The sequence below is a fragment of the Pseudoselenomonas ruminantium genome, assembly GCF_900104055.1.
GTDB classification, from domain to species: Bacteria; Bacillota; Negativicutes; order Selenomonadales; family Selenomonadaceae; genus Selenomonas_A; species Selenomonas_A ruminantium_C.
The window spans coordinates 1-24,096 of the sequence record NZ_FNJQ01000041.1; the positions used below are offsets into that span (position 1 = coordinate 1).

Here is a 24,096-nt window from a genome sequence, read left to right on the forward strand (position 1 = left end):
TCAACAGAATAGCGCTGATGATGTCGTTTGAAGAATACATCCGGGCCGCAAGCATCATAGTTACGAACCCATTGCCTGAAGGATCTGCTGTCAACGCCTGCATCCGCGGCTATGGAGGCATAACTGCCCTCTCCACGTTTATACTTTTCAATGAAGTGGATTTTCTCTTCGGGTGATAATCTCTTCTTGTACATAAAATGCTCCCTATCAAGCAGACAGTTTTATTATTTCTTCTGTCTACCTAATAGGGAGCATATCACTTGAGGGCTTTTCGTGATCAAAGCAGCATATTTTCCAATTCCTCAGGACTTATGAGCTGCGTACCGACTTCCCGGGCTTTTTTCGCCTTGGCGCTGGTACTGTTCACATCCTGTATGACCAGATAATCCGTCTTGCTGCTGACGGACTTGCCTTCCTTGCCGCCGGCAGCTTCGATCAGTTCCACATAGAAACTTCGCGGCTTGGCCATCTTACCGGTCAGGACGAATACCTTGCCTGCGTATTCTCCTGCCGGAGCCTCCTGCTTGGCATACGGGGCAATGGTCACATGACGCTGCAGCATATTCACGGCCATGCTGAATTTATTCGAGGTCAGCATTTCTGCCGTCTTGGGGCCAATCCCATTGATTTCCTGCAGCATGGCCTGCGGCTCCTCGGCCTCAGCAATGACCTGATTGATTTCCTCGATGCTGCCAAAGCGATCTGCCAGGATCTTACCCACATCGGTGCCAATCCCCGGCAGGCAGAGTGCCTTGATAAAGCGTGGCAGTTCCACATCCTGGCTGGCTGCCGTGATGCTGTTATAGAGCTTCTCCGCCGATTTTTCAGCAAAGCCCTCCAGTTTCGCCAGCATTTCCGCCGTGAAGCTGAAGAGGATCGTATAGGTAGGCTTCACTGCCGCATACTGCTCTTTCCAATAGGCTACCATCTTGCGGGCGGTCTCAATGGACAAGCCGTCAATATTCAGCACATCCTTGCTGCCCACAAAGGCGATATCCTGTGCGATGCGCTCGTCGCAGGCCGGATTGTTGCAGAACTGCTGGCCGTTGATCTCCTCTAAAGGCTCACCGCAGGAAGGGCAGACAGCCAACGTGATCTCGGTATCCCCCGGCTCCAACACCTTGGTGATCTGGGGAATGATCTCATTGGCCTTATGGATTTCCACCGTAGCGCCGATAGACAGACCTAATTCCTTGATCATGGCCGCATTGTGAAGCGAAGCGCGGGTTACCGTAGCGCCGTCAATCTCCACGGGATCGACAATGGCTACCGGCGTAGCCTTGCGCCGCCCCATCTGCCAGATGACATCGCGCACCACGGTCACGAATTTTTCCGACAGTGCCTTATAGGCAAAGCCATTGCGCGGATGATGCGCCGTGAAACCGAATTTTTCCAGGCTGTTCCGTTGTCCACTTTTGACTACGATGCCATCGATGGGAATGGTATTCTGCAGCTTCAGCGCATCATAGTAGGCCTCGATCTCTTCTAAGGCACTATTCGGCGATGCAAGTTCCTGCATAGAAGTCACTTTGAATTCCGTATGGGAGGAAATGATCTGCCGGGCTTCCTGCGGCGTTACATCCTCCCCGGGAAGCTCATAGCAGACATAGCTCAGATAATCCACATAAGGACTGCGCTCCTTGCGGCGCAGAAGTCCTGCTGCCGCATTGCGCATGTTCTTCATGGGTTCATCGCCATGAGCCATAAGTTCCTCATTCATCTTGGCAAAATTTTCCTGCGTGATATAAACTTCACCGCGGACGGCATAGCCGCTCTTATTGACGCCCGGGCCTTCATATTCACGGATAAAGTTCGGCAGGACTTCGCCAATCCGCCCGCCTAAGCCCCGGGTGACAAACCGGCAGGAACCATCGGCATTCGGATAAGCTACGACAGTCAGACCGTCAAACTTCGGCTGGATCACTACCGGCCAGAGTTCTTCGACCTTCTTGACCAGATCAGCCTCATCATCCACGCCCTTGGTCCACTTGCTCAGCGAAGTCACCGGACTGGGATGGGTGAACTTATCAAAATCACCGGTAGCGCCGCCGGGCACATAGTTCAGATCCTCGGCGCCGTATTTATCGATATAATCCCGGCGCAGGGCATCGTATTCTTCATCAGCCAGCACTGGATCGTCCAATTCATAGTATTCGCGGTCGGCTTTCTTGATTGCTGCTAAATGTTCTTCTCGTGTTAAATCTTGTGACACTATATCACCTTCTTGATATTGATAGTCCGCAGTAAGCCGGGCGGAGGGGGATGGCTTTCCGTAGCGTTTGACGCTTTTTGTCTAAGCGAAGGAAAGTTATCCCCCTCTGCCCAGCGCCTACGATGCCAATATGTTATACCTTACTGATGGGCGCATATTTCTGCATAAGCCCCTTCACGCCTTGGCCCGGGAACGCGATCTTGAGCTCGACTTCTTCGCCTTCGCCCTTAACGGAAACGACGGTTCCTACGCCCCACTTGCCATGCTGGGCCTTATCCCCGACTTTCCACTGTACGGAAGTATCGGGACGGATCACGCCGGTCTGAGGCTGGACATTGACATTGCGCTTCTGCAGGGAATTCATGACTTCCAGCGCCGACTTGGCCTTGTCCGAGAAATTCGCGCCACTGCCCATCTGGCTGCTGGACGGGCGGAAGGTCATGGTGCCGCTGCGCTGCTGAGCGCCATAATGATTGGCATTGGCAAAGCCATAGGCGTTGACACGGGGCACCAGGCGTTCCGTGTATTCCGCGGGAATCTCATCGAGGAACCGCGACGGCGTAGACGCGCTGGTCTTGCCGTAGATCGTACGCTGCTGAGCGCAGGTTAAGTAAAGCTTGCGCTGGGCGCGGGTGATACCCACATAGCAGGTACGGCGCTCCTCCTCAATCTCATTATCATCCATCAGCGTGCGGGAATGCGGGAAAAGCCCTTCTTCCATCCCCACCATGAAGACCGTCGGGAATTCCAGCCCTTTCGCCGAATGCAAGGTCATCAGCGTAATGCGGTCATCTTCAAGCTCCGCATTGTCGATATCCGATACCAACGACAAGGTGGACAGGAAATTTTCCAGTGTCGGATTTTCCTCCGTCTTCTGGAAGTCCCGGGCCACGCCGATGAATTCCTTGAGGTTTTCAATCCGGCTTTCGTTCTCAGGCTTCTTTTCATCCTGCAATTCCTTGAGGTAGCCGGACTCTTCCAATACCTTTTCAATCAGATCATCCAGACGCAGATTGCTCTGATAGCCCATGAACTGGAAGATAAAGGTCGCAAAGAGTTCCAGCGGACGCTTGGCCCGGGTGGTCAGCCCTTCCACGGCATCCAGATTGGACATCACATCGAAGAGCGTCAGCCCGTTGAAATCCGCATATTCCGTGAGCTTGGCAATCGTGCTGGCACCGATGCCGCGCTTGGGCACGTTGATGATGCGCAGCAAGCTCACAGTATCCAGCGGATTGTAGATTACCCGCAGGTAGGCCAGGATATCCTTGATTTCCTTGCGGTCATAAAATTTCAGACCGCCCACCATGGTATAGGGAATGCCATTGCGCATGAACATTTCCTCGATGACACGGGACTGAGCATTGGTACGGTAGAGAATGGCCATATCGCCATAAGACGTATTGAACAAGGTCTTCTGCTTGGACACGGTAGTCGCAATGAACTGCGCCTCATCCCGTTCATCCCGTGCTTCATAGATGGTCAGTTTCTCACCCGTAGCATTCTCCGTCCAGAGGTCTTTCTTCTTGCGATTGATATTATGCTCAATCACGGCATTAGCTGCCGCCAGGATGTTCTTGGTAGAGCGATAGTTCTGCTCCAGCTTGATGGTACGGGCTTCAGGATAGTCCTGCTCAAAGTCCATGATGTTGCGGATATCCGCACCACGCCAGCCATAGATGGACTGGTCCGCATCACCCACGACGCAGAGATTATGATGCTTGGCCGCCAGGATCTTCGTCAACTGGTACTGCGCACCGTTGGTGTCCTGATACTCATCCACCAGGATATATTTGAAACGATTCTGGTACTTGACACGGATTTCCTCGTGCTCCTCTAAGAGCAGTACGGACACCATCAACAGGTCATCAAAGTCCATGGCGTTATTGGCCCGGAGTTTCTTGGCATAGAGCGCATAGACTTCTGCCACTTTCTTCTGGAAGAAATTATCCGCATCCCGTTCAAAGGCCTTTGGGCCCATGAGCTGGTTCTTGGCGTTGGAAATGGCGTTCTGGATGGAATTGGGTGCATACTGCTTGGGATCGAGGTTCAATTCCTTGAGGCATTCCTTGATGACCACCTGGCTGTCGCTGCTGTCGTAGATGACAAAGTTGCGCTTATAGAGCCCTGTGGCTTCGACTTCCCGCCGCAGGAATTTGGCACAGAAGGAATGGAAGGTGGAGAGCCAGACATCCTTGGCCCCCTCACCGATCATGCGGTCCACGCGCTCGCGCATCTCGGTTGCCGCCTTATTGGTAAAGGTGATGGCCAGGATGCTCCAAGGGGACACGCCCTTGGCCAGCAGATTGGCAATCTTGCATGTCAGCACCTTGGTCTTGCCGGAACCTGCGCCAGCCATAATGAGAAGTGGTCCATCCGTATGCTCAACCGCCTGTTTCTGGGCGGGATTCAGTCCTGCAAAAATATCCAAAATAGTCCTCCAAAATTCTTTTTCTCTTTTTCCTTGTCCTTACATAAGACAGAAAGCCCGCCTCTGACAGATGTAAGAGGCGGTGCTTCCTTTATAACAGGTCAAACCATAAAATTATTTGCTGATGCATTTAACCGCTTCAGAAAGAGGCGGGATGATCTGCTTCTTGCGGCTCATGACGCCGGGCAGATATACATGGGTGCCGCTGGCATCCTTCTTGAAGGCTTCGCCAATCAGCGTCTTCGGGGAACCCGTGAAGAGCAGGTACGTTGCCTCTTCGAGGATATCCGTAACCATCACGAGGCTCATATCGAAACCATCATGGTCGCAGATTTTCTGCATGGCTTCAATCAGCTGCGGTTCGAGGTCCATGACTTCCTTAGTGTCCATTACGGAAATCTGGCTCACGATGATGCGGTAATCGCCAATCTGGAACTCCTTGAGGTCATTCTTGGCAATCTCAGCCGGTGTCATATCGCCGATGCCGGAACCTGCCTTGAGCATTTCCATGCCGTATTCGTTGATGTCCACGCCTGCAATCTCAGCCAGACGGTAAGCCGTCTTCTTGTCGTATTCCGTGCAGGTCGGGGATTTAAAGAGCACCGTATCGGAGATGATAGCCGACAGCAGCAGACCAGCGATGGAAGCCGGGATATCGATGTCCTTCTGCCAATGCATATTAGCCACGATGGTTGCCGTGCAGCCCACGGGTTCAGCATGGGTGAAAATCGGCTCACTGGTCTGGATGCCGCCGAGGCGATGATGATCCACGATTTCCACGATCTTGGCTTCTTCGATGCCTTCTACGGCCTGACCGCGTTCATTGTGGTCCACGAGGATGACCTGTTCGCGTTCCGGAACCATAAGGTTGTCGCGGCTCACGATCCCCACAAGCTTGCCATTTTCCACCACCGGATAGTTGCGGTAGTTGGTCTCATCCATCGTGCCCTTGATATCGGAGAGCATATCCAGCGGCTTGAAGCAGACCGGATTCTCATGCATAATGCGGCGGATGGGCACGCACTGATTGATCAGGCGGGCCACCGTATACGTGTCATACGGCGTGGACAGAACGAACATGCCCTTGGCTTCAGCAGCTTCGATAACGTCCGCAGAAACGCGGCCATTGCCCGTCACGATCAGGCAGGAAATCCCCTGATTCACGATGTCGATCAGCGTTTCATCATGACGGTCGCCTACGAGCACTACGTCATTTTCGCTGATGATGTTCTGGATCATGCTGATGGAACCAGCGGCAATGCGTACATTGCCCTTGATGAAGTCGCCTTCCTCACCAGAAACCAGCACCTTGCTGTCGGTAGCGGCAATCACATCACGATAGCGCACGCGCATATCGGCCAGATTTTGCATGCCCAGTTCCTGGAAATAGCGCTTAGCCAGGTCAGAAACCGTCACGATGCCAACCATGACGCCCTTGCTGTCCGTAACCGGCACGGAACGCAGGTCATGTTCGCGCATAACCTCCCCCAGGCGGCGCAGGGTATCATGCTGACGCACGACAATCTGGCTGTCCAGCATCACATCTTTCACCCGCGGATACAGATCTGCCAAAAGCAGCGGCTGCTCCACCCGGAAATGCTCCAGGGCATACTTGGTTTCGGCATTGACCTTGCCAGCCCGAGCGGGAACAACATTTTCCCCGAGAGCCTGCTTCAGATGGGCATAGCCGATAGCGGAGCAGATCGAGTCCGTATCCGGATTGCGATGACCAATGGTATAGATAGGTTTTGCGCTTTTCATAAAGAAAAATTCCTCCTCATATTACAGCGGTTTCAGCCGCCTGCTTGCTAAAATTCTGACCAGCGACCTTGATGGCCGCACCATGTGCTTCCTGTGCTGCACGTTCCCGTGCCTGCCGGTCAAATTTCTGTGGATCTTCCTCGCGTTTTATGGAAACCTCTGGCGGTGCGGTGATGCCTAACTTGATTTTTCCTCCGCTGACCTTGACGACACTTACCACAATATTGTCGCCGATCATGATTTCTTCCTGTGCTTTACGCGTGAGTACCAGCAAAATCGCACTCCCCCCTTTATTCCGTCACTGTTAATGATATCACAAGTCAAGGGGTTATTTCAAACGAAAATACAAGTTTATGGGCAGAAAAAATAAATGAGGCCCGCAGATAAAACGCATCTGCGAACCTCTCTCTTGAAAATCATTCCATCACATGGTACTCGCCGTCGAGGATTTCCGTTTCATTGAAGAAAATATGGATTTCCCGCTGGGCGCTTTCCGGACTGTCGGAGGCATGTACCGCATTGCGCCGGCCATTGGTGGCATAAAGCTTGCGGATCGTACCTTCAGCCGCTTCAGCCGGATTGGTCTTGCCGTGCAGCTCGCGGATGCGGGCGATGGCATTCTCACCTTTGAGCACCAATGCAATCAGCGGCGCTGATGTCATAAAGCCCACGAGATCGCCATAATAAGGACGGCCGATATGTTCAGCATAGTGAATCGAAGCCAGCCGCTCATCCATCTTGAGCATCTTCATGGCCACGATGCGGAAGCCTTCTTCTTCATACCGCTTGATGATATCGCCGCTGTAATGCAGGGCAAATGCGTCCGGTTTGATGAGTACCAATGTCTTTTCCATGTCTAACTTAACCCCTTGCTTATTTATTATTGAGTTTGTCCAATTCTGCCTGATAGATTTCCGCCACCTGCCGGTAATTGTCCGCCGAAACCTGCAGAGCTTCAATCTCGTCTTCCCGCAGGGCCCGGATGATCTGGGCTGGATTGCCGTAAACCAGCGAATTGGACGGTATCTTCTTGTGCTGCGTGAGCTGGGTGCCCGCACCAATCACCACATTATCACCGATTTCCGTATATCCTAGGATGATGGAACCCATGCCAATCAGGCAGTTGTTGCCGATTTTTTTGGCATGCACCACGGCGTTATGGCCAATAATGACATGATCACCGATTTCCGAAGGTTCATCCGCCATCACATGGATGGTGCAGTTATCCTGGATGTTGCAGTTCTTGCCGATGGTGAGTTTCTGAAAGTCACCACGTACCACGGCATTGAACCACAAGCTCGTGCCTTCACCGATTTCCACATCGCCCACCACCACAGCTGATGGCGCCATGAAGACATCTTTGCCCATAACAGGTGTTTTCCCTTTGTAGGAAAGGATAGTGCTCATAAATACCGCCTCCTGGTTCATTTTGGAAAACTGGATTTACTTTCTATTATTCTCTATTATAACGATTTTTACGAAATTTAGCAAATATCATGACAAAATAACTTTAGGATTGGTTTTTCCCACTGTCTATGCTAAAATATTTCCTATACTATATTTTAAGGATGTGACTTTACGTTGGATAGTTCTGACGCGGGCCTATTAGTGGCCTTAATGTTTATTTTTCTCTTCACGCTGGGTTTCTTCTCCCTGATGGAAACCGCGATTACCGAAAGCCATAAGAGCAAACTGGAAAAAATGCAGGAGGATGGCGATCCCGCAGCAGAAAAAGCACTGGAGGTCCTGGAACAGGCCGACCGTATGCTGTCGCTGTCCCAAATTGGCATCACCATGAGCAGCATCCTGATTGGTGTCTGCACCGGCGTACTGCTTGCCCCCATGATTGCGGCTCTGCTGCCCATTCCGCAGGCGGGCACGCTGGCACTTGTCATCAGCATCCTGCTGATCACCTATATCTCCCTGCTGCTCGGAGAATTCCTGCCCAAGAAGACCGCCCTGCATGATCCGGAAAAGATGCTCCTGAAATACCACGGCGTCATGCGGACCATGGCCCAGATCAACCGGCCTTTTGTCTCCCTGCTGTCCGGCTCAGCGAATATGATCCTGCTGATCTTCGGCATCAATCCCAAGGCTGCCGATGCCGTCACGGAAGACGAGGTCAAGGACCTCATCGAGCAGGGCACCGAGGATGGCACCTTTGAAAAGACCGAACAGGCCATGGTGGACCGGATTTTCCACCTGAGCGACCAGACGGCCTATGCCCTGATGACACCGCGCACCCAGATGCTCTGGCTCGATCTTTCCGACTCTCTCTGGGAAAACCTGCGGCTGATCCGGGAAACGCCGCAGGATATCTTCCCGGTAGGCCGGGACAGCCTCGATGATTTCTGCGGCGTGCTCTATGCAAAAGACCTGCTCAATGCCACCCTGGCCCATGAAGTTTTAGACTTATCCCAGTATATCCGCAAGCCCCTGTTCATCCCCCGCTCCATGGAAACCTTCCGCGTGCTCAAGCAGTTCCATTCCACCGGCATCCATGAAGCCATGGTGTTGGACGAATACGGCGGTGTAATTGGCTTTTTGACCATGGATGACATCCTGCAGGAGATTGCCGGCGAGTCCTTTGCCGCCCACGAAGAGGACACGGCCCAGCTCACCCCGCGGGATGATAACAGCTGGCTTGTAGACGGTCTCTACGACATCGACGATTTCAAGGAGCGCTTCTCCCTTGAAGAACTGCCTGATGAAAACCACGATCACTACCAGACCATGGGTGGTTTCCTTACCTCCTATTTCGGTTATATCCCCAAAGCCGGCGAACGTATCGACTGGCAGGATTTCACCTTTGAAGTCGTGGATATGGACGGGGCCCGCATCGATAAGATCATGATCACCCAAAACCCACCTGCGGAAAATACAGAAACGGCAGCTGAATAATATAGTAAAGAACCGCCTCTCTAAGCCAAGAGAGGCGGTTCTTTACTATGTACGTCATTTGCTCGCAATCAAGCCGAACAAAGGAAGCGTATCAAATTTCATGGCCGCATCCACACGAACCTTGGGGGCGATATCTTCTTCCACCGTCACCTGCATCCCGAGACTGCGCAGAAACTGTGCATCCCAGGCTGGACGGCGATGTGTGCTGATCCGCAGTTCATCCTTGATCTCGTTGCACTCCGTCACGAGTTCCTGTCGGATATTGGCATGGACATCGGCCTGATCTTCCTTACGGGAAAAAGTCATCAGCCCATAATCCGAATCAAAATTCAGCAGCCTGCCACCCGGTTTCAATACGCGCCGCCATTCACGGTAAGCCTGCATCGCATCAGGAAGCGTCCAGGTCAGGTTACGGCTGATCACCACATCGAAAGTATCATCGACAAAATCCAACGCCTGCGCATTCATCTTCCGGAATTCTGCCCGGCAGCCTGCTGCCAATACATTCTGCTTTGCCTGATGGAGCATATCCCCGGACATATCGATGCCCGTGACCTGATGGCCCAAACTGCCCAGTATGATCGCAAAGAATCCCGCACCAGTCCCCACATCCAGGATTTTCAGCGAACCTGCTGCGGCCAGCTTTTCCTCCAGATAGCCACGCCAGGCCACAGCACAGGGACCAGCCAGTTCCTTCAGCCGCAATCTGCTGAAATCACCACTGCGTTCATCCCAGTAAGCTTCAATCAGATCATTCAACGCCAAATCCTGTTCATAGGCGGAAACTTTTTGCTGCACATTGTTTTTCATAAGCCATGTCCTCCATTTCCCCATCCCTTTTTACTTAGTTTACTCCCTCCCCCGCAAAAATTTAAGCCCCCCGGGGGGTTATAAAACCACCGGAAGGCTTAAAAAATTTTCATTATACCAATTTCAATACCCAGGAAAAAATCTTCACGAGGAAAGATCCGACACTGAAGCCGCTGTTCACGTTCTCTGCCAGCATGTCCACATGCTCTACATCCTGTCCGTTATAGCGAACCACGATCTGCCCTACGGGCGTGCCTGCCTTCAGTGGAGCATCCACAACCTTGGGCACATTGTAGGTCAACGTGTAATGACTCTTATCCTCGCCATTGATCAGCGGGAAATTGATGTCCTGCGCAGGATAAAGATTTGCCGAAGCCTGCTGACCATTGGTCACCCAAACCTTGCGGCTCACCCGTTCCCGGGAAAGCGCCTTGGTCATCTTCACATGCTCAAAGCCATAATCTAAGAGCTTGGCCGCATCCTTAAAGCGGTCATCCAACGTCGGTGCCTTCATCAGCACCACGATGAGCTCCACGCCATTGCGTTTGGCACCCGCAGCCAGACAGCCGCCTGCCGCCTGCGTCCAGCCAGTCTTGATACCGGTCATCCCCTCATATTTGCCCAGCAGTTTGTTGGTGTTATGCGCATGGAAGACCTTGTTCTTGGGCGCTTCCCAACGGATTACCCGCTGAGGCTGCGCCACAATCTCCCGGAACTCCTTGTTCTGCATGGCATAACGGGCCAGTTTCGCCATATCCCGGGCCGTAGAGTAATGCCCTTCCGCCGTCAGCCCATTGGGATTGACAAAATGCGTATCCTTCATCCCAAGTTCTGCTGCCTTGCCATTCATGATGCCGGCAAAGGCCTGGACATTACCGGCCATGGCTTCTGCCAAAGCTACGGCCGCACCGTTATCCGATTCCAGCAGCATTCCCTGCAGGAGTTCATCCGTCCGTATCCGTTCTCCCGGCAATACTCCCAAAGGCGAGGATTCCGTATGCGCTGCCGCGCTGGACATGGTAATGTCGGAACGCAGGTTCATCTGCTCCAAAGCCAGGATTCCCGTCATCATCTTGGTCATGCTGGCCGGGTAAAGCCGGTCATCGGCATTCTTCTCCCAGATCACCCGCCCCGTGGTCGCCTCTATGATGATGGCCGCCTGTGCGCTGATATCCGGTTCGCCGCCCTCACCAGCCGCCACCGGCAATTGCACCGCCAGCATACATATACCAACAAATATCGAGAAAATCTTTTGCCATACTTTCAAAATATAATCTCCCCACACAGATACAAAAAACAAAAAATAAAAGGCTCTCCCTTAGGAAAGCCCTTATAGTATAACACGTTATGCACTTTTATGCACGGGAAATTTCTTTAGGATTTGTGGCTATGGCATCCTGAACAGCCGCAGTTACATTCACTGCTGCTACAGCAGTCATTATGTCCCGTGCGGAAATTGTTATACACATGCCGCACAGCGAAGAACAAAGCCACCGCCAGCACTGCACCTACAACATAAGTTGCCATATTGATTCCTCCAATCAGAAGCCGAGGAGTCTGCCAATCTGGTATACCACCAGGGAAACCACCCAGGCAATCACAAACATATAGACAGCGGAGAAGCCCATCCACTTCCAGCTGCCGGCTTCCTTCTTGATCGTACCCAGAGCCGTTACGCAGGGTGTATAGAGCTGAGAGAAAATCATGAAGGCAAATGCCGACAGTGCCGTAAAGCTCGAAGCCATGCCCGTCTTCATCAGGGTATCAGCCGTTTCCAGTGCATCTTCTGCTTCCGTAGAAACATCAGCAGCACCATAGAGAACACCAATCGTTGCTACTACCGTCTCTTTGGCCATGATACCGGAGAGCAGTGCAGCACCGGCTTCCCAAGTGTCAAAGCCATGGAACACGAACAGGGTGCTCATCCAGCTGCCCAGCGTAGCCAGGATGGATTCATTGATTTCGCAGGGGCCGTCGAAGTTGTAGTTGGACATAACCCAAAGAAGAACAGATGCGGCAAAGATAATCGTACCGGCTTTGACGAGGTAGCCTTTACCCTTATCCCAGGTTTCCAGCAGAACCGTCTTCATATCCGGCATACGGTACGGCGGGAGTTCCAACAGAAAAGTGGAACCACCATCTTTGAACACCGTGCTGCCCAGCAACTTGGCAGCGACAATGGCCATAACCACACCAATGATGTACATGGAGAACACGATATCTGCAGCATTATCCGGGAAGAACATGGCTGCAAACAGAGCCATGATCGGCAGTTTCGCACCGCAGGTGAGGAACGGGGAAACCATGATGGAAACCATGCGGTCTTTTTCCGAATCCAGTGCACGGGCACCCATGATGGAGGGAACACCGCAGCCAAAGCCCATCATCAGCGGCATAACGCCTTTACCAGTCAGGCCGCAACGACGCATGATCGGGTCCATGATGAAGGCGATACGAGCCATATAGCCCGTGCCATCCAGGAAGGACAGGCAGAAGAACAGGACGAAGATCAGCGGTACGAAAGTCAGCACCGCACCCACACCGGCAATGACACCATCGCAGACGAGGGAAACCATCCATTCAGCCACACCGGCTTCGGTCAGGCTGTCCTTGGCAAATTCCAGGAAATCTTCATTGATAGCAGAATCCAAAGCATCGGCAATCGGCTGGCCAATCCATTCGAAGGTGATGTTGAACACCGCATACATGATGGCCAGGAAAATCGGCAGCGCCAGGATGCCATTGGCCAGGAACTTGTCCAGCTTCTCGGACATATCGGCCCCCACGCTCTTGACTGTGACGGCTTCTGACATGACCGTGTCAATCAGTGCATAGCGGGCTTCGATGATTTCCTCATTCTTCTGGTCTTCACTCTTGCTGCTGGCTTTGATTTCCTGCACCTTGGCGATATGAGCCTTTACGCGATCGCTCGGCTGATAGTTATCCATCACCGTGCTGGTGAAGACATCTAAGAGCTTCTTCGTGCTCTTGCTGCTGCGGCCAATGCTTTCCACTACGGGCATGCCGAAAGCATCTTCCATCTTACGGCAGTCCACAATGATGCCACGGCGTTCAGCATCGTCCTTCATGTTGAGGTCGATGAGAACAGGAATTCCCTGCTCCAACAGCTGCACCGTCAAAAACAGATTGCGCTCGAGGTTGGAGCTATCCACCACATCCACCACAAGGTCAAGCTTATTGTTTAGGAGGTAATCGATAACGATCTTTTCCTCCGGGGAACGGGCATTGATGCTGTAGGTACCCGGCAGGTCCACGATGGAAATAGCCCGGTCATTATGACGGGTATAACCAACCTTCTTGTCTACTGTTACACCCGGCCAGTTACCAATCTTCTGACGGGCACCAGTGAGTTCATTGAAAATCGTGGATTTACCGACGTTCGGGTTGCCGGTAAGTGCTACTGCTAATGTTGACATTGTATTCACTACATCTCCTCTATCCATTTTTGTCAATCTCCATGACGATCAATTTACCTGCTGCACCTGTACTTTGGCTGCATCGTCACGACGCAAAGCCAGATTATAGGAACGAACACCAATCGCAATGGGGTCGCCCAAAGGTGCACTGCGGAGTACCTTTACCTTGGTACCGGGAGTGAGGCCCATAGTCATCAGTCTTTCCTTGAGGTCGGAATCGCCAATCTGCTGAATCTTCAGCGTCATGCCGGTCTTACCGTCTTTCAATGTCAAAATCAACGCCTCCTAATAAAATCCTCTAATAAAATGATAATGAGATTATTTCTACTTAAGTTATGATAACGCATATCAATCACACTTGTCAAGGATTCTCATTTACAAATAGAAAAAATTATCATTCACCAATTTTCAGTTTATTGCATCATTTTTACATATAAATTGCAGTTTGTAGTTGCGTGCTTGAACGCAATTGGTTACAGATTTGTGGGGCGGAGGTGGGGATACTTCTTCGCCTCCACCCAAAGGTATATCTGTGTCAAAATAGCTAAGTCTCGGCTGTAAGCTGCAAACACATCGATGTTCTTGTTACGGGAGCAACGGTTCGTGCCGATTGCTGATTCCGTATCTTGGGGCTCACGGGGGAGTGCTTTTGCTGTGGGAGCGACAGTCTGAGCGCAGCGAAGACCGGCCCGACAGAAAAAGCTGCTGGATAGCACGCTGAAAGACGCGCCGCTGGCCTGCCCGGCGCATCCAGCTAAACAACTCTAATTGCCAGGGAGGGACGTTTAGCGGAAACAGCAAAAGTACTCCCCCGTGAGCCCCTGATAACGCATGAACGGGATACCTTTAGCACGAACTGCCCAACAAACTGCAATTTAGCCGAAAAGCCCGCTGACATTTCGTCAGCGGGCTTTCCGGCTTTCAGGGAGTTGCATCCCCCATTTTTAATAACGCCAATAGTTCTTGGCTTTTTCCTTGTCTTTTTTGATTTGCTTCACGAGCTGCTCCACACCGCTGAACTTCACTTCATCGCGGAGTTTCTCCAAGAATTCCACGGCAATGAGCTTGTCGTAGAGATCGCCCTTGAAATCTTCGATATTGACTTCAATGCGGCGGTTGCAGCCCTTGAAGGTCGGGTTGTTGCCGATATTGGCTACGCCGTTATAGCGTTTCCCCTGAAACTTTACCCCCACAGCATAGACACCGTTGGGCAGCATCACGCGCTGCTCGCTGATGGCCAGGTTTGCCGTTGGAAAACCGATGACTCGGCCCCGCTCGTCGCCATGGATCACGCGCTCCATCACGGTGAAGGGATAGCCCAGGAAATCACTGGCCATATGCAGATCGCCTTCCGCCAGCAGTGCCCGCACGCGAGTGGAGCTTACAGGACGGCCGTCCCGCAGGATAGCGGGACAGATTTCCGCCGTAAAGCCGTACTCGTTGCCCGAGCGCAGAAGCATCCTTTGCGTGCCCTTGCCCTTATATCCGAAGGTGTAATTCGGCCCCGTCACCACATAGTAAGGTGCCAGATTCAAGCGCAGAAGCTCCAGGAATTCCTCGGGACGGCGGGCGGCAAAGTCCTTGGTGAACGGGATATTGATCAGGATATCCACGCCCAATTCCTCAAGCCGCGCTTCCCGCAGGATATTATTGCCAATCTGCGGCGGCATAGCCTGCGGCGCCAGTACCGACAGCGGATGATTGCTGAAGGTGAAGACCACAGACTTGCCGTCAATTTTTTTAGCGAGGTCCACTGCATGGCTAATAATGCTCTGATGACCGATATGCACGCCATCAAACATGCCCAAAGCCACCGTCAGCCGGGGGTATTTCTTTGTCAAATCTGTTAGCTTGTTGTATACTTCCACGATTTTCTCGTCACCGCCCTATTACCTTTACCGGCAGGATTTCTTCTCTGTCTCTATCATAACGGCCAATGCCAATAAAATGACCATCGGCATAAACCCGCAGGCTTTCCGTCTCAGCCGTGAAATTACGCACCGTGCTCGACAGGCCATTGCAGAAGGCTTTTTCCCGCTTGGGATTCAATTCAAAACGCTGCATAGAGCTTAAGTTTTGATCCGCAGGCAGCAAAGCCCCTGCTCCGGCTGCAGAAAGTTCTTCCAAGGTCAAAGCATTCTCAGCCGTGAAGTCACCGACTCTGCGCCGCAGTAAGAACGACATGGTTGCCGGTACGCCCAAGGCCTCGCCAATATCCTGGCAGAGGCTGCGGATATAGGTGCCCTTGCTGCAATCACAGTCAATCAGCAAGCTATCATGGCTATGGGCCAGCAATTCCAAGCGGTAAATCGTGACTTCCCGAGAGGGAACCTCTACTTCTTGGCCCGCCCGCAGTAAATCGCAGGCCCTCTGACCATTGATCTTGATGGCCGAATGCGCAGGCGGCGTCTGACGGATTTTCCCGCGAAAGCCTGCCAGAGCAGCTTCAATCGTTGACCGGTCAAAATCTGACCAGTCAGTCTGACGAGTCAAAACTTTCCCCGTGTCATCGCCGCTGTCCGTGGCAATGCCCAGCTTGATTTCCGCCCGATAGGTCTTATCCGTGAGTTCCAGATACTCGATCAGCCGGGTGGCTGTCCCCACGGCCACAGGCAGGACGCCTGCCGCCGCTGGATCTAACGTGCCGGCATGACCGACTTTTTTCGTATGGAGCACGCGCCGGACATAGCCCACGACATCATGCGAGCTCATGCCGGGAGGTTTCAGGATATTGAGAAAGCCGCTCAGCGGCTTTGCCTCCGTCACTTTTCTTCCTCCAGAACCTGCATGATGACTTTGAGCAAATCAGCCCGGGCTTCAACGCAGTTCTTCTCAATCGAGCAGCCGGCTGCCCGCACATGGCCGCCGCCACCAAACTGCAGGGCAATCTTCGTCACGTCAATGCCCTTGGAGCGCAGGCTCACGCGGCAGAGGCCGGGTTCCTTTTCCTTCAGGGTGAAGGCGATATCCACGCCCTCAATCACCCGCACCATGCCGATAAGGCCTTCAGGAGCCTCATGTTCCTGCAAAGCAGCATAGTCCAGGCAGATGCCTGCCACTTTGCCATCGGCCAACAGTTCAATCTTCTGCATGGCCGCAGCCAGATTCTGTACTTCCTCATAAGGACGCTGTTCCAGCGACTCAGAGATGACATTGGGCACCGCACCGCAGGCCAGCAGATCTGCTGCCGTACGCATGGTATCGGGCGTGGTGTTAGAGAAGCGGAACCAGCCTGTATCGGTAGCTAAACCAGTATAAAGACACATAGCCATATCCTTGTCGCAGGTTACGCCCAATTCTTCAATCAAATGATAAATGATTTCAGCAGTGGCGGCTGCCGTTCCATCGAGATAGAGCTTATCGGCCTGACCGTCATTGGTGATATGATGGTCGATATTCAGGGTAGGAGCCGTAACGGCCTCCTTTACCAAACCGATGCGGTCCAGGCTCACATCCACTGCCACCAGCAGGTCAGCGGGGATGCTCTGCCCTTCCACAGGTTTCCCTATAAGCTCATATCCCGGCAACACAGAAAATGCTGCCGGGATATCATCATCGATGAAAACCTGCACCTCTTTGCCCAAAGCCCTGAGCGCATGCATAAGTCCCAAAGAGCTCCCGATGGCATCGCCATCGGGGTTCACATGGGAAGTAATCACAATGCGCTGCACGGACTTCAAGACCGCTGCCGTTTCCTTCAATGAAATCTGCATTTATTTTACTCCTCAGAGGCCGTTTCGGGATTCTTTGCTTCTTCTTCGGCCTTGATTTTTAAGAGCAGTTCCTGGATATGCGCACTGTAATCCAGCGACTTATCCAGCGCGAAACTGATTTCCGGGGTTACCCGCAACCGAATCCGCTTGCCGATTTCCCGGCGGATAAAGCCCAGGCTGCTATTGAGGCCTGTCCAGCAAGCCTTGACCTGGGATTCACTGCCCATCAGGCTCACAAAGACCTTTGCCTCCCGCAGGTCTCCCGTGCATTCCACGGAAGTCACGGTGACAAAGCCAATGCGGGGATCTTTTAACTCCCGCAGGATGATCTGGCTGATCTCCTGTTTCATCAGTTCCTGAACTTTTTCCACACGCAGCTGTCCCACTAGCGCGCACCTCCTTCTACTTCAATTTCTGTCATTATTCCTCGTTTTCTTTGGCAGCCCGGGCGGCAGCTTCTGCCTGACGCTTTCTGGCAGCCTCTTTGTTGGCCTCGTTGATATCCGTAGCGATCTCTTCCATCGTGTAGGCTTCGATGATATCGCCTTCCTTGAAATCGCGGAAGTCAATGATGGAAATACCGCATTCGTAACCAGCAGCTACTTCCTTGACCTCATCCTTGAAGCGGCGCAGGGAGTCAATCTCACCGTCGAACACTTCGATATTGTCGCGGATGATGCGGATCTTGGAATTGTTGTGGATCTTGCCTTCGAGGACATAGGAACCAGCAACGAGAGCCTTGGAGAACTTCATTACCTGACGGATTTCCACGCGGCCCTGAACAACTTCCTTGTACTTCGGCTTGAGCATGCCGCTCATAGCATCCTTGACATCGTTGAGGGCATCATAGATGACGCGGTAAGTGCGGATATCCACATCTTCCGTATCAGCCACGCGGCGGGCATTGGCATCCGGACGCACGTTGAAGGCGATGATGATAGCGTTTGAAGCAGAAGCTAGCATGACATCGGATTCGTTGACGGCACCTACGCCGGAATGAACCACGCTGACGCGTACTTCGTCATTCTTGTTGAGCTTCAAGAGGGAACCGCAGAGTGCTTCGACAGAACCCTGTACGTCGGCCTTGACCACGATATTGAGGTCTTTGATCTCGCCTTCCTGAATCTGATGGAACAGATCATCCAGGGAAACCTTCTTGCTCTTGATGAGGTTATTGCGCTGGCGTTCTACACGAGCTTCCGCAATGGAGCGGGCCTGTTTTTCCTCCAGCACAGCCAGGATATCACCGGCAGCCGGTACATCGTTAAGACCGAGGATCTCAACCGGTACAGACGGGCCAGCTTTCTTGACATTGTTGCCACGGTCGTCAATCATGGCGCGGACTTTACCATAGGTCGTGCCGCAGACCACGGAATCACCGATGCGCAGGGTACCGTTCTGTACAAGAACCGTTGCCACCGTACCACGTCCCTTATCGAGCTTGGCTTCGATGATGACACCGCGGGCATCGCGGTTCGGGTTGGCCTTGAGCTCTTCCACTTCTGCTACAAGCAGGACGTTTTCAAGCAGGTCATCAATACCAATCTGCTGTTTTGCAGAAACCGGCACCATAATGGTGTCGCCGCCGTATTCTTCCGGCACGAGGTTGTGTTCCATGAGTTCCTGCTTCACGCGGTCCGGATTAGCCCCCGGCTTATCGATCTTGTTGACGGCCACGATGATGGGCACGTTTGCGGATTTCGCATGGTTGATGGCCTCTACCGTCTGGGGCATAACACCGTCATCTGCAGCTACTACGAGGATGGCGATATCCGTGATCTGAGCACCGCGGGCACGCATAGCCGTGAAAGCTTCATGGCCCGGCGTATCGAGGAAGACGATTTTCTTGCCCTTGCAGTTTACCTGATAAGCACCGATGTGCTGGGTAATACCGCCGGCTTCGTGAGCGGATACATGGGTGTTGCGGATGCAGTCAAGCAAGGAAGTCTTACCATGGTCAACATGGCCCATAACGGTAACCACCGGCGGACGGAGCTTGAGGCTCTTGGGATCGTCTTCGATTTCCGGGATTTCCGTCGGATCTGCATCAGGCGGCAGTTCTTCGCAGGTCACACCGAATTCGGAAGCTACGAGCGCTGCCGTATCGAAGTCGATTTCCTGATTGATGGTCGCCATAACGCCCATCATGAAGAGCTTCTTGACTACTTCCGCAGCCGTGTAGCTCATCTTGGAAGCCAGGTCCTTGACGGCAATCATTTCCGGCAGCTTGATGTGCTTCGGACGGGCGATTTCCATCTTCGGTGCCGGCTGCTGCATGCCGCGCTTATTGTTACGGCCCTTGCCGCCACGGCGGTCATTGTTGCGGCCTCCGTTGCGGTCATTGCGTTCGTTGCGGCCATTCCGGTCATTCTTGCCGCCACGGCGGTCGTTGCGCTCGTTCTTGTTGCGGTCATTGCGGCTGCCACGTTCGCCGCGGTTGTCATTGCGCTGCTCATTCCGATCATTGTTGCTACGCTCATTATGGCCGCCACGGTTGGCATTCTCATGGCTGCGGTTATTGCCCTTGCTGCTGCCATTATTGCCATTGCCGTTATTGTTGTGTGCCTTGCGCTGACCATTCTCATGCTTGTCATGATTCTCATGGTTGCGGCTGGTACTCTTTTCTGCCGGTTTAGCCTTAGGAGCTTCTTTGGCTTCCTTTACGTCCTTCGGCTGTTGAGCCTTGGGCTTGTTTTCCTTTGCCGGAGCAGCCTTGGCAGCAGGTGCAGCACTCTTGTTGTAATGCTTTTTCAGCGCTTCACGCTCCGCATCACCGACGCTGCTGAAATTATTCTTAACCGGGAAATTTGCTTTCTGCAGGACTTCCAGGACTTCTTTGGTTTCCTTGTTGAATTCTTTGGCCAATTCATAAACTCTAATATTGGACATTGATCCACCCCCGAATTATTTCATAGTGATTCCTCCATCAGCTGGCGAAGTTTTTTCGCAAAGCCGTCATCCGTCAACGCGGCGACAGCGCGAAATTCCTTGCCTAAGCATGCGCCTAAAGTCTCACGATCGAGACAGTAAACATAGGGAATCGCGAATTTATCTGTTAATGCAATGAAATTCTTCTTGCTTTCTTCTGCGGCATCACCGGCCAGCAGGACGAGAACCGCCTGCTTCTTCTTCACGGCCTGTTCCACGGCAAACGCCCCGGATACGATACGGCCAGCCTTCTGAGCCATGCTCAAAAGATTTGTGATGCGCTGTTCATTTGTAATTGCCATATTCAGCCCTCGGCTTCCGGCAGCTCCTTCAATTGCTGCTCCAAAAGCTCATATACTGACTTGTCAATCGGACTCTTGAAGGAACGCTCCAGCCCCTTGCTCTTGCGGGCCGCGTTGAAGCATTCCATCTTCGGACAAATATAGGCGCCCCGGCCAGGCTTCTTCCCCGTGGTATCCACGGAAAACTCCCCTTCCGGACTGCGCACGATGCGAATGAGTTCCCGCTTGGGCTTGCTTTCCTGGCAGCCCAGGCACATCCGCTGCGGTATCTTTCTGGTTTTCACCTTACTCACCTTCTGCCGTGAAAGCTTCATCGCTTTCCACTTCCACCACATTCATGTTTTCATCGAGCTCTTCATCCGCAGCCTGGGATTCGCTCTTGATATCGATCTTCCAACCGGTGAGCTTGGCTGCGAGACGGGCATTCTGGCCTTCCTTGCCGATGGCCAGGGACAGCTGATAGTCCGGAACGACCACGCGGGAAACCTTTTCGGTTTCATTGACAGCCACAGATACAACCTTGGACGGACTCAAAGCGTTGGCGATGAACTTAGCCGGATCTTCGCTCCACTTCACGATATCGATCTTCTCGCTGCCGAGTTCATCAACGATGGCCTGTACACGCATGCCACGGTAACCGACGCAGGAACCAACAGGATCCACGGATTCATCCTTGGACCAGACGGCAATCTTGGAACGATTGCCCGGTTCGCGGGCTACGGACTTGATTTCCACGATGCCTTCCTGAATTTCGGGAACTTCCAGCTCAAAGAGACGCTTGAGGAGGCCCGGATGCGTACGGGATACCACAACCTGCGGTCCCTTGTTGGTCTTCTTGACTTCCACGATGAACGCCTTGATGCGGTCGCCATGGCTGTAGGTTTCCGTCGGGATCTGTTCTGCCGGCGTCAGCACGGCTTCCGTCTTGCCGAGGTCAATGAACACATTGCGGTTTTCCACACGCTGTACGAGGCCTGTGAGGATATCGCTTTCACGGCTCTGGAACTCTTCGTAGATCATGCCGCGCTCAGCTTCACGGATGCGCTGCACAACGACCTGCTTAGCCGTCTGAGCAGCCACACGGCCAAAGTTAGCCGGCGTCACTTCGATTTCAATCACATCGCCTACGGCATAGTCCGGACGGATCGTGAGTGCCTGTGCCAAGGAAATCTCCGTAATCTCATCTTCTGCATCTTCCACGACAGTCTTCACGGCATATACATGATACTTGCCCGTGTCACGGGAAAGGGTTACGCGCACATTCTGCGCGGAACCAAAGTTGCGCTTGTAGGCCGTGATCAGGGCCTGCTCAATCGCATCAAACAAAACTTCCTCATCAATGCCGCGATCTCTGCTCAGTTCACGCAGAGTCTCTAAGAACTCCTGTCCGTTGTCCTTAGCTTTCGTTGTTCTTCTTGCCAAAATCTAATCCTCCCAATATCCTTAGAAATCAATATGCAGGCGAATCTGCGCCGCCTTATTCAGCTCAATGGTCAGCTCATCGTCCAACGTGAACTTCTCTCCGTCAAAGCCGGTGAGCACGCCGGTAAGGTTCTTCTTGCCCTCCAGCGGTGCATAGAGAGTCACATCCACCGCCTTGCCCTGCTCCCGTACCAAATCCCGGGGCTTTCTGAGCACGCGGTCAATGCCCGGCGACGAAACCTCCAGAATGTACGCATCAGGAATGATATCCTGCTCGTCGAGGATTACCTCCAGCTTCTCGCTGAGTTCCTGGCAGTCCTCAATATCAATGCCGCCTTCTTTATCGATGTAGACACGCAGATAATAATCCGTATACTCCTTGACATACTCCACATCCACCAGTTCAATCACGTCCTGACCGGCCAAGAGTTCCTGCACCATGAGTTCCACGGATTCTTCAATATTCTTCGCAGCCATACATCCACCTCCCTATACAAGATTAAAGAGTGGGTTTGCACCCACTCTTTAGCATAAAACTTTAAGTTGACTTATTTATAATAACATTTTTTTCCATGCCTGTAAAGTCTTTGCCCCTTACGATTTCGATTTTTTTCTTCTGCTTACAGATTTACAGCTGAAAAATAATTTTTCCTATTGCAATTATATATACTAATGCTTTATACTATATTCAAAAAGTTATATTGAGAATAATTCTTTTGGAGGTTTTTCCATGGCAACAATCAATGACAACTATATGAAACTCCCCGGCAGCTACCTCTTTGCTGAAATCGCCCGCCGCGTGGCTGCATTCAAGGAAGCTAACCCGGATGCAGATATCATCCGCTTAGGCATCGGTGACGTTACCCAGCCGCTGCCACAGGCTTGTATCGAAGCCATGCACAAGGCCGTGGACGAAATGGCAAATGCCGATACCTTCCGCGGCTATGGTCCGGAACAGGGCTACAGCTTCCTGACGGACGCCATCATCGAGCACAATTACAAGGCCCGCGGCATCGAAATCGGCAGCGATGAAATCTTCATCAGCGACGGTTCCAAGAGCGACTGCGGCAATATCCAGGAAATCTTCGGTGAAGACAATAAGGTAGCCATCACCGATCCGGTTTACCCGGTTTACCTCGACACCAACGTCATGGCCGGCCGCACGGGCACGCTCAACGAAGACGGCCATTTTGAAGGCGTGACCTACCTGCCCTGCGATGCCAGCAACAACTTCGCGCCGGAACTGCCCAAAGAGCGCGTGGATATGATTTACCTCTGCTGCCCCAACAACCCCACGGGCACGACTCTTTCCCGCGAGGAACTGACCAAATGGGTAAACTACGCCAAGGAAAATGAATCCGTGATCCTCTTTGATGCAGCTTATGCCGCCTACATCACGGAAGAAGATGTGCCCCGCTCCATCTACGAGATTGAAGGCGCCAAGGATGTAGCCATCGAGTTCCGTTCCTTCTCCAAGACCGCCGGCTTCACGGGTACCCGCTGCGGCTACACCATCATCCCGAAAACGGTCAAAGGCCGCGCCAAAGATGGCAGCTTAGTGGAATTCAACCAACTCTGGAACCGCCGCCATACGACGAAATTCAATGGTACGGCTTACATCGTCCAGCGCGGTGCTGCGGCCATCTACACGGAAGAAGGACAGAAGCAGGTCAAGGAAACCATCGCCTACTATATGGAAAATGCCCGCATCATCCGCGAAGGCCTGCAGGCCGCCGGCATCGAAGCCTATGGCGGTGTCAATGCTCCGTACATCTGGCTCAAGACGCCGAATGATATGCCCTCTTGGGATTTCTTCGACAAACTGCTGACGGAAGTCAACATCGTCGGCACCCCGGGCGCCGGCTTCGGCCCCTGCGGCGAAGGCTACTTCCGCTTGACCGCCTTCGGCAACCGCGAAAATACGGTACGCGCCGTAGAACGCATCAAAAACAAACTGCATATCTAAAAGATATTCCCTAATACAAAAGTCCGCTGAATCAGCGGACTTTTTAAATTGCAGTTTATCGGGGAGTTCGTGGCAAAGGTATCCCGCTCATGCGCAGTCAGGGGTTCACGGGGGAGTACTTTTTCTGGTTGCGCTAAACGACCCGCTCGGCAAGGTCAACATTCCTTAGTCTGAATGCGCCGGGCAGGCCAACGGCGCGTCTTTCAGCGTGCT

The 24,096-nt window shown here is 52.7% G+C and carries 23 protein-coding genes; 2 read left to right on the top strand and 21 right to left on the bottom strand.

Annotation, left to right across the window (positions count from 1 at the left end; all coding sequences use genetic code 11):
• The 7 genes from BLQ59_RS13600 to BLQ59_RS13630 all read right to left on the bottom strand — a co-directional run.
• A partial coding sequence (locus tag BLQ59_RS13600; protein ID WP_143005282.1) for a helix-turn-helix domain-containing protein occupies nucleotides 1-194 on the bottom strand: 194 nt, incomplete at its 3' end.
• A gap of 83 nt (nucleotides 195-277) precedes the next feature.
• Nucleotides 278-2,212 (bottom strand): helix-hairpin-helix domain-containing protein, encoded by a 1,935-nt coding sequence (locus tag BLQ59_RS13605; RefSeq protein ID WP_074573385.1) that lies wholly within the window; start codon nucleotides 2,210-2,212, stop codon nucleotides 278-280.
• 133 nt (nucleotides 2,213-2,345) lie between these two features.
• Entirely contained in the window at nucleotides 2,346-4,643 is a 2,298-nt protein-coding gene (gene pcrA / locus BLQ59_RS13610; RefSeq protein ID WP_074573386.1) for a DNA helicase PcrA, read from the bottom strand.
• A 114-nt stretch (nucleotides 4,644-4,757) separates the two neighbouring features.
• On the bottom strand, nucleotides 4,758-6,404 hold the full coding sequence (locus BLQ59_RS13615) for a putative manganese-dependent inorganic diphosphatase (RefSeq protein ID WP_074573387.1): 1,647 nt from the start codon (nucleotides 6,402-6,404) through the stop codon (nucleotides 4,758-4,760).
• A 16-nt stretch (nucleotides 6,405-6,420) separates the two neighbouring features.
• Nucleotides 6,421-6,678: a carbon storage regulator gene (locus BLQ59_RS13620; protein WP_074573388.1), complete on the bottom strand. Its 258-nt coding sequence runs from the start codon at nucleotides 6,676-6,678 to the stop codon at nucleotides 6,421-6,423.
• 142 nt (nucleotides 6,679-6,820) lie between these two features.
• Nucleotides 6,821-7,258 (bottom strand): nucleoside-diphosphate kinase, encoded by a 438-nt coding sequence (gene ndk, locus BLQ59_RS13625; protein ID WP_074573389.1) that lies wholly within the window; start codon nucleotides 7,256-7,258, stop codon nucleotides 6,821-6,823.
• Nucleotides 7,259-7,277: 19 nt separating this feature from the next.
• Nucleotides 7,278-7,811, bottom strand: a complete 534-nt coding sequence (locus tag BLQ59_RS13630) for a gamma carbonic anhydrase family protein (protein WP_074573390.1) — start codon at nucleotides 7,809-7,811, stop codon at nucleotides 7,278-7,280.
• A 174-nt stretch (nucleotides 7,812-7,985) separates the two neighbouring features.
• On the opposite strand from BLQ59_RS13630, the gene BLQ59_RS13635 reads away from it, so the two are divergent.
• Nucleotides 7,986-9,305, top strand: a complete 1,320-nt coding sequence (locus BLQ59_RS13635; RefSeq protein ID WP_074573391.1) for a hemolysin family protein — start codon at nucleotides 7,986-7,988, stop codon at nucleotides 9,303-9,305.
• 54 nt (nucleotides 9,306-9,359) lie between these two features.
• On the opposite strand, the gene BLQ59_RS13640 is transcribed toward BLQ59_RS13635, so the two are convergent.
• From BLQ59_RS13640 to rimP, 14 genes are all read right to left on the bottom strand, one after another.
• Nucleotides 9,360-10,115: a class I SAM-dependent methyltransferase gene (locus tag BLQ59_RS13640; RefSeq protein WP_074573392.1), complete on the bottom strand. Its 756-nt coding sequence runs from the start codon at nucleotides 10,113-10,115 to the stop codon at nucleotides 9,360-9,362.
• Between the two features lie 112 nt (nucleotides 10,116-10,227).
• Nucleotides 10,228-11,382 (bottom strand): D-alanyl-D-alanine carboxypeptidase family protein, encoded by a 1,155-nt coding sequence (locus BLQ59_RS13645; RefSeq protein ID WP_081342587.1) that lies wholly within the window; start codon nucleotides 11,380-11,382, stop codon nucleotides 10,228-10,230.
• A 107-nt stretch (nucleotides 11,383-11,489) separates the two neighbouring features.
• Nucleotides 11,490-11,642 carry a FeoB-associated Cys-rich membrane protein gene (locus BLQ59_RS13650; protein WP_074573393.1) on the bottom strand — a complete coding sequence of 51 codons (153 nt, stop codon included), beginning with the start codon at nucleotides 11,640-11,642 and terminating at the stop codon, nucleotides 11,490-11,492.
• Nucleotides 11,643-11,656: 14 nt separating this feature from the next.
• Nucleotides 11,657-13,552, bottom strand: a complete 1,896-nt coding sequence (feoB, locus tag BLQ59_RS13655; RefSeq protein ID WP_074573394.1) for a ferrous iron transport protein B — start codon at nucleotides 13,550-13,552, stop codon at nucleotides 11,657-11,659.
• A gap of 48 nt (nucleotides 13,553-13,600) precedes the next feature.
• A complete protein-coding gene (locus BLQ59_RS13660; RefSeq protein WP_026761104.1) occupies nucleotides 13,601-13,825 on the bottom strand; it encodes a FeoA family protein in 225 nt (74 codons plus the stop codon).
• A gap of 671 nt (nucleotides 13,826-14,496) precedes the next feature.
• Nucleotides 14,497-15,420 carry a bifunctional riboflavin kinase/FAD synthetase gene (locus BLQ59_RS13665; RefSeq protein WP_074573395.1) on the bottom strand — a complete coding sequence of 308 codons (924 nt, stop codon included), beginning with the start codon at nucleotides 15,418-15,420 and terminating at the stop codon, nucleotides 14,497-14,499.
• A 10-nt stretch (nucleotides 15,421-15,430) separates the two neighbouring features.
• Nucleotides 15,431-16,300 (bottom strand): tRNA pseudouridine(55) synthase TruB, encoded by an 870-nt coding sequence (gene truB / locus BLQ59_RS13670; RefSeq protein WP_074573404.1) that lies wholly within the window; start codon nucleotides 16,298-16,300, stop codon nucleotides 15,431-15,433.
• A 14-nt stretch (nucleotides 16,301-16,314) separates the two neighbouring features.
• Nucleotides 16,315-17,265 carry a DHH family phosphoesterase gene (locus BLQ59_RS13675; RefSeq protein WP_074573396.1) on the bottom strand — a complete coding sequence of 317 codons (951 nt, stop codon included), beginning with the start codon at nucleotides 17,263-17,265 and terminating at the stop codon, nucleotides 16,315-16,317.
• 5 nt (nucleotides 17,266-17,270) lie between these two features.
• Nucleotides 17,271-17,651 (bottom strand): 30S ribosome-binding factor RbfA, encoded by a 381-nt coding sequence (rbfA, locus tag BLQ59_RS13680; RefSeq protein ID WP_074573397.1) that lies wholly within the window; start codon nucleotides 17,649-17,651, stop codon nucleotides 17,271-17,273.
• 34 nt (nucleotides 17,652-17,685) lie between these two features.
• Complete coding sequence (gene infB, locus BLQ59_RS13685; protein ID WP_074573398.1) at nucleotides 17,686-20,154, bottom strand: translation initiation factor IF-2; 2,469 nt, start codon at nucleotides 20,152-20,154, stop codon at nucleotides 17,686-17,688.
• Between the two features lie 20 nt (nucleotides 20,155-20,174).
• Nucleotides 20,175-20,495: a L7Ae/L30e/S12e/Gadd45 family ribosomal protein gene (locus BLQ59_RS13690; RefSeq protein ID WP_014424758.1), complete on the bottom strand. Its 321-nt coding sequence runs from the start codon at nucleotides 20,493-20,495 to the stop codon at nucleotides 20,175-20,177.
• A gap of 2 nt (nucleotides 20,496-20,497) precedes the next feature.
• On the bottom strand, nucleotides 20,498-20,779 hold the full coding sequence (gene rnpM / locus BLQ59_RS13695; protein WP_074573399.1) for an RNase P modulator RnpM: 282 nt from the start codon (nucleotides 20,777-20,779) through the stop codon (nucleotides 20,498-20,500).
• A gap of 1 nt (nucleotide 20,780) precedes the next feature.
• Nucleotides 20,781-21,917 (bottom strand): transcription termination factor NusA, encoded by a 1,137-nt coding sequence (gene nusA / locus BLQ59_RS13700; RefSeq protein ID WP_074573400.1) that lies wholly within the window; start codon nucleotides 21,915-21,917, stop codon nucleotides 20,781-20,783.
• Between the two features lie 21 nt (nucleotides 21,918-21,938).
• Nucleotides 21,939-22,394 carry a ribosome maturation factor RimP gene (gene rimP, locus BLQ59_RS13705; protein WP_074573401.1) on the bottom strand — a complete coding sequence of 152 codons (456 nt, stop codon included), beginning with the start codon at nucleotides 22,392-22,394 and terminating at the stop codon, nucleotides 21,939-21,941.
• Nucleotides 22,395-22,647: 253 nt separating this feature from the next.
• Here rimP and BLQ59_RS13710 point away from each other — a divergent pair, with 253 nt between their 5' ends.
• Entirely contained in the window at nucleotides 22,648-23,883 is a 1,236-nt protein-coding gene (locus tag BLQ59_RS13710) for an LL-diaminopimelate aminotransferase (RefSeq protein ID WP_074573402.1), read from the top strand.
• Nucleotides 23,884-24,096: the final 213 nt, after the last annotated feature.